This is a genomic window from Enterobacter sp. P82 (genome assembly GCF_037053385.1).
Taxonomy (GTDB): Bacteria; Pseudomonadota; Gammaproteobacteria; order Enterobacterales; family Enterobacteriaceae; genus Enterobacter.
The window spans coordinates 467,239-486,293 of the sequence record NZ_JBALHX010000001.1 but is presented as its reverse complement, the minus strand read 5'-3'; the positions used below and the strand labels follow the sequence as shown (position 1 = coordinate 486,293).

14 protein-coding genes are annotated in these 19,055 nt (G+C 48.6%); all 14 read right to left on the bottom strand.

Annotated features, from left to right (window positions below):
• Positions 1-20: 20 nt before the first annotated feature.
• The 14 genes from WB237_RS02160 to WB237_RS02095 all read right to left on the bottom strand — a co-directional run bounded on the left by WB237_RS02160 (position 21) and on the right by WB237_RS02095 (position 19,055).
• Entirely contained in the window at positions 21-1,271 is a 1,251-nt protein-coding gene (locus tag WB237_RS02160; protein ID WP_336209827.1) for a glycosyltransferase, read from the bottom strand.
• Positions 1,272-1,342: 71 nt separating this feature from the next.
• Positions 1,343-3,697 (bottom strand): polysaccharide pyruvyl transferase family protein, encoded by a 2,355-nt coding sequence (locus tag WB237_RS02155; protein ID WP_336209825.1) that lies wholly within the window; start codon positions 3,695-3,697, stop codon positions 1,343-1,345.
• A complete protein-coding gene (locus tag WB237_RS02150) occupies positions 3,694-4,998 on the bottom strand; it encodes a flippase (RefSeq protein ID WP_336209823.1) in 1,305 nt (434 codons plus the stop codon). Before WB237_RS02150 ends, WB237_RS02155 begins: the two co-directional genes overlap by 4 nt.
• 317 nt (positions 4,999-5,315) lie before the next feature.
• Complete coding sequence (gene galF, locus WB237_RS02145; RefSeq protein ID WP_336209821.1) at positions 5,316-6,212, bottom strand: GalU regulator GalF; 897 nt, start codon at positions 6,210-6,212, stop codon at positions 5,316-5,318.
• A 199-nt stretch (positions 6,213-6,411) separates the two neighbouring features.
• Positions 6,412-7,407 (bottom strand): NAD-dependent epimerase/dehydratase family protein, encoded by a 996-nt coding sequence (locus WB237_RS02140; RefSeq protein WP_336209819.1) that lies wholly within the window; start codon positions 7,405-7,407, stop codon positions 6,412-6,414.
• Between the two features lie 182 nt (positions 7,408-7,589).
• A complete protein-coding gene (wcaM, locus tag WB237_RS02135; RefSeq protein ID WP_336209817.1) occupies positions 7,590-8,987 on the bottom strand; it encodes a colanic acid biosynthesis protein WcaM in 1,398 nt (465 codons plus the stop codon).
• 12 nt (positions 8,988-8,999) lie between these two features.
• Positions 9,000-10,220, bottom strand: coding sequence for a colanic acid biosynthesis glycosyltransferase WcaL (wcaL, locus tag WB237_RS02130; RefSeq protein ID WP_336209816.1), 1,221 nt, complete (start codon positions 10,218-10,220; stop codon positions 9,000-9,002).
• Positions 10,217-11,497, bottom strand: coding sequence for a colanic acid biosynthesis pyruvyl transferase WcaK (gene wcaK / locus WB237_RS02125; protein ID WP_336209814.1), 1,281 nt, complete (start codon positions 11,495-11,497; stop codon positions 10,217-10,219). Before wcaK ends, wcaL begins: the two co-directional genes overlap by 4 nt.
• A gap of 17 nt (positions 11,498-11,514) precedes the next feature.
• Positions 11,515-12,993: a colanic acid undecaprenyl disphosphate flippase WzxC gene (gene wzxC / locus WB237_RS02120; protein ID WP_336209812.1), complete on the bottom strand. Its 1,479-nt coding sequence runs from the start codon at positions 12,991-12,993 to the stop codon at positions 11,515-11,517.
• Between the two features lies 1 nt (position 12,994).
• The gene (wcaJ, locus tag WB237_RS02115) at positions 12,995-14,389 is read right to left on the bottom strand and encodes an undecaprenyl-phosphate glucose phosphotransferase (protein WP_336209810.1); all 1,395 of its coding nucleotides are present in this window, start codon (positions 14,387-14,389) and stop codon (positions 12,995-12,997) included.
• Between the two features lie 46 nt (positions 14,390-14,435).
• A complete protein-coding gene (cpsG, locus tag WB237_RS02110) occupies positions 14,436-15,806 on the bottom strand; it encodes a colanic acid biosynthesis phosphomannomutase CpsG (protein WP_336209808.1) in 1,371 nt (456 codons plus the stop codon).
• Positions 15,807-15,915: 109 nt separating this feature from the next.
• Complete coding sequence (gene cpsB / locus WB237_RS02105) at positions 15,916-17,352, bottom strand: mannose-1-phosphate guanyltransferase (RefSeq protein ID WP_336209806.1); 1,437 nt, start codon at positions 17,350-17,352, stop codon at positions 15,916-15,918.
• 3 nt (positions 17,353-17,355) lie between these two features.
• Positions 17,356-18,579, bottom strand: coding sequence for a colanic acid biosynthesis fucosyltransferase WcaI (wcaI, locus tag WB237_RS02100; RefSeq protein ID WP_336209804.1), 1,224 nt, complete (start codon positions 18,577-18,579; stop codon positions 17,356-17,358).
• Entirely contained in the window at positions 18,576-19,055 is a 480-nt protein-coding gene (locus WB237_RS02095; protein ID WP_336213443.1) for a GDP-mannose mannosyl hydrolase, read from the bottom strand. Before WB237_RS02095 ends, wcaI begins: the two co-directional genes overlap by 4 nt.

Here is a 19,055-nt window from a genome sequence, read left to right as displayed (position 1 = left end):
AATCCCTGTTTTATATTAAATTACTTCGTATTACTGAACTTGGCAATAGCATCTTGGTAGACTTTAATATATTTAGGCATTAAGTATACAGATGACCATTTTTTCCTTGCATCACTTGATGCATTTTGTCTCAGAATGGATTCCTGTTCAGGGTTATTAAGTACCCATGCAATCCCTGCAGCTAAGTCATTATAGTCAAAAGCGTTTGCTAAATAACCGGTTACTTGATGAGAAATAATATCCGGTAAACCAGTGCAATTGAATGCCACAACAGGACAACCACAGGCTTGTGCCTCAGTCGCTGTTTGCGGTAAATTATCCTGACGGGATGGAACGACCATTACATTTGCCGCGCTGTAAATCAATGCCAGCGTAGTATCATCGTGAATATGCCCCAACCATTTTACCTTAACTGGAAGATTAATATCTCTTTCCGGTTTACTTTGACCAAAAACCATGCATTGTACATCATCAATATTAGGAACCTTGTTGGCCAACTCTTCGATTGCGGCGCTAAAGAGATCGTAGCCTTTTCTCATATCCAGACTACCTCCGAAAGCGCCAAATAAAATTATTTTTTTATTCTTATCAAGATTTAATACATCCCTGCAAAATTCTTTTTCAATCGGCTTAAATACTGAAATATCTAAAATATTCGGAAGTGTGTATATGGTATTATTTTTAAACAACGCACTCTTTTCTATGCAACTTGATAACCACTTGCTTGGTGAAATGATTGCCATATCAGTATCCCAGGAACGCCGTTTTCTCCTCCATACAATTCTATCTAAATCAATTGTTTTATTCCGAATATAACCATTAAGCCATCGACTTTCTGTCGTGTCACAAGCGTAATGCTCCAAACCACAAAATGGCCACATATCATGGAATGTCCATATGATGGGCTTATTAATTTTTCCAATATCCTCTATTGATAAAGTCTCACCACCCACCCAATGAATATGTACAACATCAATGTCCATTTGATTAATTATTTTCGCCCAAGCAGAAGGTAACCAATTACCGCTACGATAGCCAGATCCATCTGTTTTCGTTATATTGTTAATAATATTACCGACAGGAGTTCTAATTTTATCAATTATTTTTTTCAGTTTCCCCTGAGGTCCAATAACGGTGTAATCATCAGATAGCTTGTTTCTAACCATCATCCTAGAATCAACATTCGCCTCAACTAAAGAACGATGGTGCCTGTAGGCTGCAATAGCAGCCCCACCGACTTTATCTGAATTTGATAATATCAATATTTTCAAGAGAATATCCTTTTTTATAATAGAGTACTATATGCAAATTATTATTTTAGCATCCTATAATATCTCTGATATCAATCGTAACGTTTTAGTGTTTTTTTAAATTGAAGACTAAATGTTAAATTATCAAGTATATTACCTTTACACTCTTCTTTATTTTTTGAGAGGGTATCTTTCAGAGCATTTATTAGTTCTTTTTGAGTCATATCGGAAAGAGAAATTGCCTGTGAATTGTATTTCTCTGCTAAAGATTGCACCTTACCCTTACCAAGGGTATAGTCAAGCGCTATTGATGGAATATCAAACGCGAGGCCGAATACAAAGGAATGGAACCGCATTGCTAACAATGCATCAGCCTGCACAAATTGCTTGCAGTATTCTCGTGGTTCTAATTCTCTACCACAAAGAGAATAATCTATATTTTCATTAGGAATTTGACAATTTCTAAATAATTTCCTGTAAAACCATCTATCATCAGATCCAAAATGATTCGTGCACATAGGCAATGGTTTAATAACAATATCTTTATTTTCTTTCACTAAAATTTCTAACGATTCAACGACTACTTTTTCATAATTGTCTTTTATAGCTATTGCATCATCTTTACTGAGGTGTTTCGCATATTCTTTCCACGGAAAGTCTCTGAGTCCAAGGAGCAGTATCTTAGAATTGCCTTTCTCTTTTACCTCATCTGGTAATGCACTATTTTTAAGTTCGGCATTCACTGATTTAAGCCAAGTAAATGCGGGGTCTTCTGCCACAACATCATTTTGCGCATCGACGCCAAGATATATCGCATTCTGCTTAGATTTCTGGTCTCTATAAATCCTCTCATCAGATAGCTCAAGAATTCTCTTAATACTATTATTAAATCTTGCATCGCCAAGCGGGCCCACACCACAACCGGCAATGATGGTCTTCGCATTAGCTTTTTTCGCATTTTCAAAAATAACTTGCATTGGTGCGATAGAATCGATAGCCATTAATGGCCCCCCACCAAACATTACAAAATCGGATTTACCGGATAGCAGTAGGGCTTGCTCAATTGTGACCACTTTACAATTTTTAAATTCGACCATTTGTCTGGTCGTCATTTCTGTGATGTATGGATACAAAGATGCAATGTGAATGAGTACATTATTACCAAGAGCATCTTTTATAGTTTGAATTATCCCACCAATAATTGCTTTATCACCTAAAGTCTCTGTTCCGTACCATCCACATATCAAAATATTTATTTTTGAATCATCAAAACTTACTACATCAGTAATATTTTGCCGATAATTTATAATACTTTTATTGTATTTATAAATATTTCTTTTTTCATTAATTACAGAAAAGAATGGTATTTTCTTGATTTTGGTTTTAACATTAAATCTTTTATCCAAATTTTCAAGAAAGATTTTACGATAATGTTGTGGAGATGGAATTCCTACATAGTCATGATGACATGTATCGCATTTATTTTGTACAATCGTACGGAGATGCTCCTGATTGTCAAAAAATGCTTTTTCCGGATCTCCTGTTGATATATCCGACATTAGTACTTTACTTTCAACTGCACAATATGCCAATTCACCTCTAGCAGTGATAGTTGCCCCTCGATGTTTCCAGTCACAACCTGCAGCTCGCGGCGCATTATGAATAATTTGTCCTATAAGTGAACGGTAAAAATGTTTTTGCAGAGGGCTTTGCTCATAATGTTCAATAAGTCCTTCCAGAAACTCAACGAACTCATATTTTTCTTCAAAGGTTAAAGCATAAGGTTCAATAAGATTTTCAGTATATAACCTTTTATGAGGTACCCCTTGACGATATTTTATGTAAACCTTGTTTTTTATGCAGAATTCTAGCAATTCATGTAAATGATATACATTTTCTTTTATTACTGTGCATCCAATTCGAATGTTACTAACGAATTCACATTTTTTAAGATGCTTAAGAACGTGTTGAGCATTTTCAAAATTTCCACTCCGACCACGTACAGCATCATGTACTTTGCCATATCCGTCTAATGAAACCATTACATCAAAGAGAATGTTAGTACCTGGCAACAAGGCACCGATTTTATTAATTTGCTCAATAACCTGTTTATACTTATAGCCATTAGTAATTAAAGAAATCTGTTTTAGTTTTGGAAGAGCCTTGATACAAGTTGCGACAATATCACTAAGATCTTCACGAAGGGTAGGTTCTCCACCATTAAAACCAATAGCTGCAACTTCACTAAATAGACTACTCTTTAGCCCTGATTGTAATTGTTCTACGGTTATGTCGTTGCTTTTTTTATTCTCCCAAATCCTACACATCTGACAACGAGAATTACAAATATCGATAACAGGAAACTGTATTACGATTGGTTTAGATAACTCTTTTGTCTCATCGATAAAAAGTGGTTTCAGACGTTGTACTATGCTTGTAATATTCATAATTTCACTTCATTTAAAAAATGTTTAATAGATTTAATCAAAATAAAAGGCGAGAATGCTGTTAACTTAAGCCAAAACATTCTTCTCAAATCTTTATGGAATAGATCGAAAAAGAAAAAAGCCATGGCAAGTCCCAAAACAGTCGCAACTGCAGCTCCTATACCGCCATATTGAGGAATGAGTAATATATTCAATGCAAAATTAAGAGCAAGCCCTGTTAAGTTTCTATAAAGATTTAGCTTTAGTTTTTTTTCTGCAACAAGCCACGAGCCCGAAACAATTCCCATACATAAGAATATGCCAGCCCAGATATGTAATTTTAGAATTATTGAACTTTCTGCATATTCAGCTCCATATACGATATGGATTATATAATCACCGATGAAATTTACAAAAAGACCTGCGGTTATTGATAACCAGACGAGTAAAGACATTATATTACTTAAGTGATTCATTACGTCTTGTTTATCAGTTTTGTATTTACGCATTAAAACTGGAAAAACTGCAGCGACTATCGCTGTAGGAATAAAATACCATGCTTCACTAATTCTCGTAGCTGCCGAGTAAATACCAACACTTGCGTCTCCTTGTAACCGCTGAAGCATTATTTGATCCATTTTCATGAATACAATTGCGCCAAAACCTGCAATTATTTCAGGCCATGACTCTTTCAAAAGCCCCTTAGCCTTAGGATATGAAAAATAACTCAAGGATATTTTGGTATAAACATTATATTTTGTTTGAGAAACAATTAATATTAGAATTCCAGCAACGGCATATTCGATTAAAATTGTTGCATAAAAATATATTATATCGGCTTGGATATAAACAAACCAGACACGAAGCGCAGATGATAGAATAAACCCCGCTACCCGACAACTTGTAGCGACTTTAAAAACAGATTGTCCTTGGAGATGATAATCGATCACATCAAATGATACGAAGAACACAGATAATAGTGATATTATGTATACGATATCATCAATATTACCAAGAGACAGTATGTATAGTGTTATGATTGCAATTGCACATAATGAAGATATCAACCTTAGTGTTAATGCGGTCGTGACTATTTGCTTATGTTCTATCTCAGTTGCGCAATTTGCTGATTCTCGAACGAGAATACGATTGAAACCTAATGAAGTTACAACTAAAACTATTGCAATGATTGCTGTTATATAATTATATTTCCCGAAACCTTCCGGACCTAGATATCTGGCCATAAGCGCACTTACAACCACGGTAACAGTCAACCTGATTATTTTCTCTGACAACTGCCAGATTACATTTTTAATTACCATTGAATAACAGTTCTTGACAAAAAAACACGCTACCGCCCCTGGCTCTACAGCTACCAGTGCACTGAATACAGCACGATTGATTATCGCGTAATCACTAACTTAAAATACCACATAGTAAAGCAGGATACTGCTCACATTTGTCGCTCACCTTATCTATTGACTTACCATAACATCGCATAACACATTGAAATATAAGAATTACGCGTTTTAATTTAGCTCTACGTTTTATACAAAATGGCAACATTCCAACTTGCACAAAGCTAGCATTGTATATGTTGCCATTTTGTAATACTTGTATCTATAACAACATCATACTCTTACTCGTTTTGTAAAATTTTATGGATAGTAGCCCTAAATTTTGCCCCTTCCTTCAGATTGCGCAGTCCATAGTTCACAAACGCCTGCATATACCCTATTTTCTTACCGCAGTCGTAGCTGTCACCAGTCATTAGCATAGCGTCAACAGACTGTTTTTTCGCCAGCTCAGCAATCGCGTCGGTCAGCTGAATACGGTCCCAGGCACCTGGCTCGGTTTTTTCCAGTTCGGCCCAGATATCGGCGTTCAGCACATAACGGCCAACCGCCATCAGGTCTGAATCCAGCGTCTGCGGCTGATCCGGTTTTTCGATGAACTCAACGATGCGGCTCACCTGCCCTTCTGTCTCCAGCGCTTCTTTAGTCTGGATAACAGAGTACTCGGACAGATCGCCTTTCATGCGTTTCGCCAGCACCTGGCTGCGGCCTGTTTCATTGAAACGTGCCACCATTGCCGCCAGGTTATAACGCAGCGGATCGGCAGAAGCGGTATCAATAATGATATCCGGCAGCACAACGATGAATGGGTTATCACCCACTACCGGACGTGCGCACAGAATGGAGTGGCCGAGGCCCAGCGGCTGCGCCTGACGCACGTTCATGATAGTCACGCCAGGAGGACAAATGGACTGCACTTCCGCTAGAAGTTGACGTTTAACACGCTGCTCCAGCAGCGCTTCGAGTTCGTAAGATGTGTCAAAGTGGTTTTCTACCGCATTCTTGGACGAGTGCGTAACAAGAACGATTTCTTTGATTCCTGCAGCAACAATCTCGTCGACGATGTATTGAATCATCGGCTTGTCGACGATCGGTAGCATCTCTTTTGGAATAGCTTTTGTGGCTGGCAGCATATGCATGCCCAGACCTGCTACCGGAATGACTGCTTTCAAATTGATCATTATCTCTTCCACCTTAAATGATTGACGTAGTATAGCCCTGACCAAGGAAAGTGCCTGAGGAAAGAAGGCTAACTCGTCTAATACGCATCAAGTTTCAATTCAGGACTCACTTTACTTCAAGTGTGACCCAGAATCGTCGGAAACCCTATCAATAAAGGCGAACAATAAGCTATTTCCGACAAATCCCAGTCCTGATTAGCTATTCAGAAATAAACGTGATGTCATCTTTCTTCTCATGCACAAACTCATACTTCAGCGTACGGTCCAACCCCTGAGATAAGGAATAAAGTGCTTTAAAACCAGAATTATGCACTTTGGTGGCATCAAACTGTGTGGTTGCGCAGAATTTTTTTACTCGCACTGAACTGATGGCATATTTCCTGCCAGTTATTCTACTCAAGATATCAAAGCAGTAACCACCCAACATCCCCACCGCATACGGAAGATGAACGGAAGGAATTTTTTTGTTAAGGCTTTTTTCAACCTCACTCACCAACTGGTTCATGTTTAGATCCGGCTTGTCGACGTAGTTAAAAACGTCGTAGCCTGGCTTAGTATTAGCCATCCTAAATTTGATGAACTCAACGATGTTGCCAACATAAGCCATTGATTTGTAGTTTGTGCCAGCCCCAACCATTGCGAATTTTCCACCAGCAATTTGCTTCAGCAGATTGTAGACATTCCCGCGGTTGCGCTCACCAAAGATAACTGTTGGACGGATAATCGTCAGAGAACGTTCCTCTGGAGCTTGGCTGAACCATTCGCGCAGTACTTCTTCCGCTTGCCATTTACTCTTACCATAATGATTGAATGGATCGTGCGGATGAGATTCGTCAGGGTTCACTTTATTGAGGCCATAGACGGCTACCGAACTGGTAAAGATAATGTTCTTAACATTATTTTTTTCCATAGCCGAGAGAACATTACGTGTACCCTGCACGTTTACATCATAATATAGCGACGTTGGACTAACATCATCTCGATGCTCAGCGGCAAGCAGTACTACGGTTTCAAAACCAGCAAGCGCCTGATCCAACTGATCCTGATTACGAATATCACCGGAAACAGTAATGTCTGGGTAGAAATGGCTCTGCTGTTTGTCGAAGTTAGTAACATCAAATTCTGTCTGTGAAATCTCGATCAAACGGGTCCCAACAAAACCTGACGCGCCAATAAACAAAACTTTATCGTTCATAAACCACTCAATGCGTTATGTATGTTTGGCCAACCTCCGGTTATCGCTATCTTCCCTGAGGTCTCGCTATTCATAAGACGAAAATTGCAAAATAGTGGCTTCGATTATAAACCCTAAATTCACTGAATTCAGTAACAAATTTTAGTGGACAACTCAGACTTATCGACGTAAGCCCAAGATACTTACTTTGCTTTAGAGGGAAGCGCAAAATTCAGCCTTTCCACATTCACAACCTGCTGATCCACCCGGTCAATATCCACCGAGCTTTGTCCCTTCTCATTAACGGCTTTGATGTTTGCCAGCGACAACAACGTCTCGTTTTTCGCCATAAACTTACCCCGCACATCCTTGCGCAGATCGAAGTTAATCTTCAGGGCTGGTCCCACGGCAGCTTCCTGCATCACGTTGATATTACGTAAAAAGAGATGTTGCGGTTTGTTGTGCAGTTCCAGGGTAGCACGCTGCATCTCGACGTTGGTAATCGCCACAAATGAAGTCGCGTTTCCGGATGAAATTTGTATTCCGCGCAGCTTATACGCCAACTGGCGATTATCAAGGTGGATATTGTTAAGCTTGAAGTTCTGCGGAATGGACAAATAATCGCCTTTTATTACCCCATAACCGATTAACATGCCGGCACTATTGACCATGTCGACATTATCAATAATGAAATTATCACAACCATAAATAGCGACGGTGGCGTTGTCTATTCCCGCCTTTTTACTGAAATCGGGGGTTATGTTTTTGGCCTTGATATTGCGGATAACAAAATGTTTACCGTTTTCAACGTGCACTAACTGACGACAGTTGCTGCCAGTGATGTTTGCCACCACAAAGTTCTTAACTGTCTGCTTTTCCGGGTAATCATTATCGTAAGTGCTCCCGGCAAGGCCAATGCCGATACCCCAGTTGATCTTGCCGTTAGTGCAGTTAATGTTGTCGATGACATGGTCGGAGATTAGGATATTGCGATCGTTGATGGCCACGTTCCACTCGATCGCGTCGCCCTGCAGATGGCTGAATTTGCTGTTGGTGATACGGGCACCGTCCACCTGGTTATGGAAGCCCTGGCGCAGGATGGCGTAGTTGGCCTGACTCACGCTGATGTTATCAATCACCAGATTGCGCATCACGCTGGGTTTCTTACCGCCGATGTAGATCTGCGCCACAGGGCCAAAACCGCTCATGGCCAGCCCTTTAATAACGCAGTCGGAGCCACGCACATCGAGAGTGATATTCTCTGTCCGTCCCTCGTCTTCACCGATCACTTTACTGCCTTCCTGCAGAACAAAGCGGCCACGCCCGTTGCCCGTTAACGCCCCGCGGATCAGCAGCGTTTTACCGTCAGGAATGAAAATACCCGTATTGATGTTTTCGCAGGTGAGCCCGGCAGGCACAACGACGGTATCTCCGTCGTTAAACGCCTGCTTAAAAGCGGCGATCCAGTCGTTGTTATTGTACTGATTAACGGAGACCGTTCTTCCGGCTGCCGCCCGCGCAATGCGGGACGACAACAGCGGCGTAGCTGCCAGAACGGACAGAGAAGAGACAAAGGTGCGTCGGGTAATCTTTTTCAGCATACAACCTCGGCGTTACAGCGTTTGCAGCAGGCTTGCTAACTGGCGATTAATCACCTGCTGGTTAAAATCAGTTTCAACTTTTTGTCGGGCATTGTGGAGCACAGGCTCCAGCGCCTGCTGGTCGATGTCGCTAAATGCCGCTAATCGATCGGCCAGCGCCAAAGCATTATTCTCCGGTACCAGCCAGCCGGAATGGTCAGACTTAATCAGCTCAGGGATCCCGCTGTGCAGCGTAGAAACCACCGGAATACCGACGGCCATCGCCTCCATCAGCGCCACCGGAATACCTTCCATATCACCATCGGCACCCGTCACCGAGGGCAGCAGAAACACATCCGCCTCATCAAGCATGACCTTCACTTCGTGGCTTGGCTTGAAGCCTGGCATCTCGATGACGTCTTCCAGTTGATACTGTTCAATCAGCGTGCGCAGTCGACGCTCCCACGGCCCAATGCCGAGAATGCGATAGTGGAAATCCACCCCGCGCGCTTTCAACTGGCGGCAGGCTTCGATGGCCACATGCAGACCTTTCTTTTCCGTCAAACGCGCAACAGAAATGATCTGCAGCGGTTTACCCGGCACCTTCACCGGGCGGCGGGTAAACCGCTCTAAATCAACGCCCATCCGCGAAACGGTAATTTTCTCCCCCGGACAGCCCATATTTTTCAGACGCCCGGCCCACAGGTCGCTGATGGGCAGCATCATATCTCCGCGCCGGAAAAGCTGCTGATACTCCGGCGTGTAGTGGTTCAAAACTTCGCGGCTGGAAATGTCGATACCGTGGAAAATGGTCGCAATTTTACCGTCAATCACGCCCAGCTCGCGCAATTTCGCGGCGGTGACACCCGCCGGGCCAAAGTGGGCGATAAACACATCCGCACGATACGGCTGCGCCGTTTGTCCGCAGATGGCCGACAGGATCAGATTGCGCGACTCCGCCCCATAGCGGGAAATATTCAGCGCCCGCCATGTCGATGCGCGATGGAATCCACGTAAAGTCTGGCTGGCGCGGTGGCGTAACTTATTCAGCTTCCCGGACGGCTCATCCTGCAGCCAGCGGGTTTTCGCCTCCAGCCCATACTGGGTATAGGCCGCATGGGTGTTTTTGGTATCGCCCTTTTGCAGGGCGATAATCTCCACGTCATATCCCATATCGATAAACGCGGTGATTTGGTTCAGGACAAACGTTTCAGACGACAGCGGAAATTTCAGTAAGAAGAAACCAACCTTCATTTCCCCTCCCTGATGCGGTCAAGCACCGATTTCACCATCCCGATCCCCTTTTCACGTTCGGCTTTCACCGCCACGGCCAGGCGTTCGTTAATGGCAGGTAACTGACCCAGGGTGTCCCCCACCATCGCCCCGAGCGAACCATCCAGCAGATGACGAATATCCACGGCCATTTCCGGCATTCCAAGCTGCTGCATAATCCCGGCTGACTTGTGCTCATAGTTAATGGCAATGGCTGGCGTACCGAAGTTCATGGAGATAATCGCCGAGTGCAGGCGGGTACCTACCGTCAGATCACAGGCAGAAAGCAGCTTGCCCATCTCAAGATCGTTCAGTTCATCCATCACCACGTGATAACGGGACGGGTCATTAACCAGGCTGCGCAGATTCAGCGCGACCATGCGATCATCTTTGTTGTAACTGTCGATACCGGTACAGGTGGAGAGCGCCAGCACCTGATAACCGCTGTCCAGCACGCGGTTCACCACGTCGGCGAAGGCTTTTTCATACGCTGCCTGCGTCGTGCCTAAACGTTTATCGAAAGGAGCGAGCTCACGCAGGGTAATGGCGACCGTCTTCTGTTTTGTCGCCACATCCAGCCAGTGCCGAACGGCGTAGCTTGGCTGGAAGCTGTCGTCCTGGTGATCCACCAGCCAGGCCGTGTCCACACCGTGCTCAACTTTTGAGGTGTCGATCTCGCTGCGTTTCATCATCTCAAGGCTGACTGACTCACGCAGGATCAGGGCATCGCAGTGGCCGAAGACATAGTTTGCCAGCTGGTTAAACTGCGGGTCCTGGAATGGCCCGACACTGTGACCAATCATAAACAGCGGCTTTTTCGCCATGAACGTACACAGCGCATGCTCAAACTGCGGCACGCCGTAGAGATCGACGAAGAACGAACCGCCGACCTGGATAATGGCGTCATAACCCGACAGCAGACGAACGAAATCAGTAAAGCCCTGCGCGATAGCGATGTTACGCAGTTTGCCAGTATCGGTCACACGGGAAAGTAGCACCTGGTGCTGGTAACGACGACGAAGGACTTTCTTCACGCGTCCCATCACGCCCGCGGCGTTGTTGTGCTGTTTCATCTGGCTGTAAAGCGGGTCACCCATTACCGGGCGGTTCAGTAGCCAGGATGAACTCACCGGATAACGGCTCATCACATCCACTTCGGTCTCAGGCTTAAGGGTGTTAATTGCATCCAGTAAACCGCGCAGGATGGCGCTGTCGCCACGGTTGCCGCAGGTATGGTTGCCAAGAATAAGTAATTTCATAATGGCCTCTTTAATAACTAGCCTGCGCGAAGCAGCGTTTTCATTTTTTCGTTACGGCAAAACTGACGTTTCATCTCCACCACCAGCGCATTGCGTGACAGCACAATCATCACGCCGAATGCCAGCGCACCCGCCACTACCTGCAGCACCAGCAGCGCGGCCAGCGGCAGATGACCATTGAGGAACACACCCAGGCCGTAGCTCACCGCCAGGGTTGGCAATGAGAGATAGAACGGTAGCCACAGGCTCAGGATGTACTGACGGTAGCTGGAGCCCAGCACCGGCTTGATCATGATGAAGTAGCTCAGCACGGTATTGACGATCTGCACCAGCAGGAAGCCCAGCGTAACGCCGATGGCCCCCGCCATATGTCCGCCGACAATAATCGCCGGAATAAACAGGAAGGTTTTGAACACGTTGAATTTAAAGCTGATATCCACGCGCGCCTTCGCCATCAGCAAAGACCCAATCGGATTCCCCACAGAGCGCAGCAGCCCCACCACGCACAGCAGCTGTAGGATCGGGATGATGCCGTTCCACTTCTCGCCAAACACCAGTGGCACGAAGTTGCTGGAGACAACCATCAACCCCAGCAGCACCGGGAAGTTAATAATCCCCACCACGGAAAGCAGCTTATAGAAGTTGACGCGCAGCTTTTCGGTGTCGTCCTGAATCTTGGCAAACGCCGGGAACAGCACGCGGGTAATAATCGGGTTGAGCTTCATCGGAGGAACGACCGCGACGTTATAGGCCAGGTTGTAGCCGCCAGCTACGCTCGCGCCGAGAATACGCGCCAGCACCAGCGTGGAAAGGTTGGTGTTGACGTAGTTGATAATGCTATCTGCCGTCAGCCACGCGCCAAATCGCAGGTTGGAGGAGACGGAGGCCAGTGAGAAATGCAGTCCCGGACGGTAAATCTTGCGGCCAAAATAACCGAACAGCAGCGTACGTACGGCAGAGTTAACCAGATACCCCAGAATCGCGGTCATCGCCAGCGGCCAGAAATGGGCGCTTACTACGGTGAAGGTAAAGCCCGCCAGAACGGCACTGGTCTCGATCATGCCGATCTTGTTGAATTCCAGCTCTTTTTGCATCAGCGCGCGGAACTGCTGCCCGTGCGGGATCACCACAAAGGCAAACGACAGCGTACGCATCAGGGGAGCCAAATCCGGGTTATGCAGCACGCTGGCGATGGTATCGCTCAGCAGGAACACCAGCACAAACACGAAAATCCCCAGCCCCACGTTCAGCCAGTAGAGCGTGGTCAGCTCAAGATGGCTGATCTCTTTACGCTGGATAATCGAGTTGGCGATACCAAAGTCAGACAGCGTATCGGCCAGGGCGATAATCACCAGCGAGACGGTCAGCAGGCCGAACTGGTGATTATCAATAATGCGCGCCAGCACGGTCATCTGCACCAGGCCGAGGCCAATGATGACGATGGTCGCCATCGCTGACCATTTGGCGCCGCTGATGGTTTTTTCACGTAAGCTCATCTTAGTACGCCGCTTTGTTCACGAAACCTTTGAAGATGGTCAGAAAAACAATCTTGATATCGAACCACAGACTCCATTCGCGAATGTATTCCAGGTCGAACTCGATGCGTTTTTCCATTTTTTCCAGCGTGTCGGTTTCTCCGCGCCAGCCGTTGATCTGTGCCCAGCCGGTAATACCTGGCTTCACTTTATGGCGCAGCATGTAACCTTCAATCAGCGAGCGGTACTGTTCGTTATGCGCCACCGCATGCGGACGCGGGCCGACAATCGACATCCCGCCGGTGAACACATTGATAAACTGCGGCAGCTCATCAAGAGAGGTACGACGCAGGAAGTTGCCCACACGGGTGACGCGCGGATCGTTCTGCGTTGCCTGCGTCACCACCTTGTCATTCTCCATCACCTTCATGGAGCGGAATTTCCACACCATGATCGGCTTACCGTCCATACCGTAGCGGGTCTGGCGGAAGATGACCGGCCCCGGAGAGCTCAGCTTCACCGCCAGGGCAATGCAGCACAGTACCGGAGAGATCAGCAGCAAAATCAGCGAAGAGAGCACGATATCTTCCAGGCGCTTCAGCACGCGGTTAATACCCGACAGCGGCGTGTCGTACAGCGGTACGACCGGCACACCGTTCACCTCTTCAATGCGGGAGTGAAGAATGTTGAAGGTAAAGACGTCCGGGATCAGGATCACCGAACAGGTGGTGTCCGCCAGTTCACGCATCAGTTTCTTAATACGGGATTCGTCTTTCATCTGCATGGCAATGTAGACGTTGTGAATTTTGCCGGCTTTCGCATCGTCAATAAGCTGATCGTAGTTGCCCGCCCAGTCCGACGGCACACCACCCGGTTTGGCGTCGTGGTAGATCCCCACCACTTCAAAACCTAACCACGGCTCTTTGCGGAAGCTTTCGAGCAACACCTGCCCCACCGGCAAATCACCGGCCACGGCGACAAAGCGACGGTTATAACCCCGGTTACGCAGCCAGCCCGCGCCAAAGCGGATCAGGGAACGGCACACCACCATGCCGACGCTGGTCAGCAGATACCAGCACAGATACGTCACCAGACGATTATCGAAATCATGGCTGAACGCTACCAGGCCCGCGCTGAAGATCAGGCTTAAGGTCCAGTTCTGCAGCAGCAGCATCAGTTCGGTGGTCATTTTCACACCGCGCCACGAGCGATAAAAATCGGTCATCCCACCGATCATCTGAAACACGACCAGCGCAATCAGTGCCATCAGCAGATGCATGTATAAGAACGATTGCCCGCTAATCCAACACACCGCCCATAATCCACCGACCATGATGGTGATATCAGAAAAACGCTGCACCATAGAGATTAACGATGCATTCGTTCTCGCTCGCTCGCGTTTTTTTAGATTCGTCATCGTTGTTCCTGTTTTCGGTTTCCCCTCCCACCGGGAGGGGCAATTTTTACTGATTCAACAGCGCCAGAATGTCCTTCGTTCGTGCTTCCATCAGCGCAGTATCCGCACGGGATTCCACGTTCAGGCGTACCACCGGCTCAGTGTTCGAAGAGCGCAGATTGAAGCGCCACTGCGGGAACGCCATGCTGATACCGTCCGTGCGGTCAATTTCCAGCGCGTGAATAGCAAAGTGCTGCTCCACGCGGGCAATGGCCTCGGCTGGCTGTGCCAGCTTGCTGTTGATCTCCCCGCTCGCCGGGAATGCCGCCATACGGTCGCGTACCAGCTCGCCCAGGGTCTGCCCCTTCAGGCACAGCAATTCCGTCACCAGCAGCCACGGGATCATCCCGCTGTCGCAGTAGGCAAAATCACGGAAGTAGTGGTGTGCGCTCATCTCGCCGCCGTAAATGGCGTCTTCTTCGCGCATGCGCTCTTTGATAAAGGCGTGGCCGGTTTTGGACATCACCGGCGTACCGCCCGCCGCGGACACCACATCGACGGTGTTCCAGGAGAGACGCGGGTCATGAATGATTTTCGCGCCCGGGTTTTTCTCGAGGAACGCTTCCGCCAGCAGACCGACAATGTAATAGCCTTCGATGAACTGTCCTTTCTCGTCGAACAGGAAGCAGCGGTCGAAATCGCCGTCAAAGGCGATACCCATATCCGCGCCGTGCTCAATTACCGCGTTGCGGGTGTCGTCGCGGCACTCCGGCAGCAGCGGGTTAGGAATACCGTTCGGGAAATTGCCGTCCGGGGTGTTGTGCACTTTGACGAAGGTCACCGGCACGTTCAGCTCTTTAAAGCGCGCTTCCAGGGCATCGACAACCGGGCCGGCCGCGCCGTTACCGGAGTTAATGACCAGCTTCAGCGGCTTGAGGTTCGCCACGTTGATGTAGCCCAGCAGGTGGTCGATGTACTCTTTTTGCAGATTGATTTTTTTGTAGCTGCCGCGCTTCGCGTCGTTCACCGGCGGGAAATCATTAGCTTCCGCCAGACGCTGCACGTCGCGCAGACCGGTGTCGCCGCTGATTGGGCGCGCGCCCTTGCGCACCAGCTTCATACCGTTGTAGTCCATCGGGTTGTGGCTGGCCGTCACTTCGATACCGCCATCCACGCCCAGGTGGAAGGTGGCAAAGTAAATCTCTTCGGTCCCGGAGAGACCGATGTCCAGCACGTCCACGCCCGCATCCTGCAGCCCTTTCGCCAGCGCCAGCTTCAGGGATTCGCTGGTCAGACGCACATCACCGCCCAGCACGATGGTCTGCGGTTTTAAATATTCGCCGTACGCGCGACCAATGCGCCACGCGATGTCTTCATTCAACTCTTCGCCCAGCTTGCCGCGAATATCGTAGGCTTTAAAACAAGTTAACTTTTCCATGATGACCCCTTTTTCAGGCAACAGTCAGCCCGCCCGATTAACAGGCAAAATTGTTTTTATTCATTCGTAGGCCGGATAAGCGAAGCGCCATCCGGCGTTAAAGACGGTGTTACACGCGCCCGTAGCGGTCCTGGAAGCGCACAATGTCGTCCTCTTCCAGATAAGAGCCAGAACGCACTTCAATTAAGTCGAGCGGAATTTTCCCGGGGTTCTCCAGACAGTGGGTCGCCCCCAGCGGAATATAAATGGACTCGTTTTCACCCAGCAGTTTGACTTCACCGTCAATGGTGACTTTAGCGGTACCCGCCACCACCACCCAGTGCTCGGCGCGGTGATGGTGCATCTGCACCGACAGACCCTCACCCGGTTTCACGGTGATGCGTTTCACCTGATAGCGATCGCCCGCGTCGATGGAGTCATATTTCCCCCACGGACGGTACACTTCGCGGTGAATGTGGTGTTCATGACGGCCATCGGCCTTAATCTTCTCCACCACTTTTTTAACGTCCTGCACTGCGTTACGGTCAGCAATCAACACTGCGTCTTTGGTCTGCACCACCACCAGATCTTTCACGCCCACCGTGGTAACCAGCCCGGATTCAGCGTAAACGTAGCTGTTTTCCGTCTTATGGCTGATTACATCACCATGGTGGACATTTCCCTCCGGGGTGTGGGCACTGATCTCCCAAAGTGATGACCAGGAGCCAACATCGCTCCAGCCCGCATCCATCGGTACCACGACGGCATCAGCCGTGCGTTCCATCACCGCATAGTCAATAGACTCTTCCGGGCAGGCGAGGAAAGACTCTTCATCCACGCGGATAAAGTCGAGATCCGGGTCCACCACTGCCATCGCTTTTTCGCAGGCGTTCAGAATATCCGGACGATATTTTTCCAGCTCTTCCAGATAACGTCCGGCGCGGAACAGGAACATCCCACTGTTCCAGTAGTATTCACCGCTGGCGACATACGCCTGCGCGGTTTCCAGATTCGGTTTTTCAACAAACTGCGCCACGTCAAACGCCACGCTGTCGCCTTCACCTGGCGTCACGCTACCACGGCGAATGTAGCCATAGCCAGTTTCCGGGAGATCCGGCACGATGCCGAACGTCACCAGTTTGCCGCTCTCGGCATAAGGAATGGCCGCACGCACTGCATTGCGAAACGCCTCTTCCTGCTGAATAACGTGGTCTGCCGCCAGCACCAGCATCAGCGGGTCGCAATCCGGACTGCTGCGCTTTGCTGCCAGTGCTGCCAGGGCGATAGCAGGCGCGGTATTACGACCGGCCGGCTCCAGAATGATGTTTTCGGTGAGTTTATTCAGCTGGCGCAATTGCTCAGCCACAATAAAACGGTGCTGTTCGTTACAAATCACCACCGGGCTTTCACACTCCACGCCATGCAGACGGTTCACCGTGGTCTGCAGCATGGTGAGATCCCCTTTCAGGCAGAGGAACTGTTTTGGATAGAGCACGCGGGACAGCGGCCACAACCGGCTACCAGAGCCACCAGCCATCACAACCGGATACAAAGTGGTTTGACTCATGATTTATCCCCGTATATCTGCAATAAATTGGCTCAACACGTTCTCTTTTTCGAGCGTGCGTTCGGCATATTCACGTGCCACCGTGTTCACTTTTGGCATGGCAAGTGCCTGTTCAATGCCGGTGACCAGCGCCGGGACCGATTCCGGCTCCACGCATACCGCAATCCCCGGATAGCTGTCACACAGCTGGCCTAATTCTGTTTCGGCTTCTGCCGTAATCACCGCGTTACCACCCACTGCCAGAATGTTGGTCAGTTTGGACGGCAGCACCGCATCCGCCGCGCCGCGCTTCTGCACAACCAGATGGCAATCACCCATCTTCAGTAGTGCAGGCAGAGCTTCGTAGGACTGAAGCGGGAAAAATTTCACGTTGGTCAGGCCGCGTTCGCTTGCCATTTTTTCCAGCCGCACCTTTCCACCGCCCTGCCCGACAATCACAAACATCCACGGCTGCTTGCTGAGCAACTGGGCCGCTTCAATCACGCTCTCCAGCCCCTGCTTTTCACCGATGTTGCCTGAATAAAGAATGATTTTTTGATCATCAGGCAAACCGAGCTGGGCGCGTAGCGCCTGAGCGTCACTTTCAGTTACGTCGCGAAAACGCGCCACTTCGGACCAGTTGGGGAAGAAGATCACCTTCTGAGCCGGAACGCCCTTCTCCTGCGCTTTGTTCATCATTGAGCGCGAGATGGTCGAGACATAATCCACGTTATGCAGACCGCTACGCTCAAACGCGCTGGCGAGTTTCGCCACTTTGCCGCCTTTACTCTTGCCTGCCATCCCCAGGCCAAGCATGGCGTCCACTTCATAATCCTGAATATGCAGCAAGGTGCGCGCGCCGGAGAGTTTGCCCAGCAGGCGCATGCCTGGTGTGCAAAACAGCGTCGGCACCACACCGATGATGCGATCCGGCTTCCAGCGACGTTGCGCCATCAGCGGGAAAAAACTGCTCAGGGCAAAGCTGCCAAGGTGAATCAAGCGTTTCAGCGTTGACGGCTGCTTAGGTACATACAGCGGGCAGCGCCAGACGGTCGCCGCGCCCTCTTCGCGACGGTAGCGCCAGCTTGAGTAGCGCTCGCCCACTTTCCATTCCGGGTAGTACGGCGGCGCGGTAATGACCCGCACGTCATGTCCCTGGCTCGCCATCCACTCGACCATCTCGCCGGTGTATTTCCCGATACCGGTTAATTCCGGCGAGTAGTTGATTCCATACACCAAAATTTTCATAAGCCCGGCACTCCAGCCTGACGATCCGCAAGGAAATACGCCCGACTGTTGTCGTGGACGTTGTCGCTCGCGAGCAACGCCTCTGGCGTCTGCCAGCGGTAGTCGTCATGCTGAGCATGAGGCAGACGCAGGTCTGCCTCACGCACCTTCAGGCGGAACCCCAGCACGATGTAGTGCGTGCTGAACCCGGAGCCCGAAAAGTTATCGTCATAGAAGTGCTGCCAGACCCCGAAAAACTGGCCCGCAGCCATCGGCTGTTGCAGACCCAGTTCGCCCAGAGTGAGGCGCTCAAAGGCATCTGTAAGCGTCTCATCCTTCTGCACGCGCCCGCCGGGCACGAACCAGAAGCCCTGTGCAGGACGGTTGGTTCGTTTCCCCAGCAAGAACTCGCCGCGTTCGTTCTCCACAATCAAATCTATTGAGATGAGCGGAGTGGAACGAACGATCGTGGCAAAATCTTCCTGACTTAAAAACAT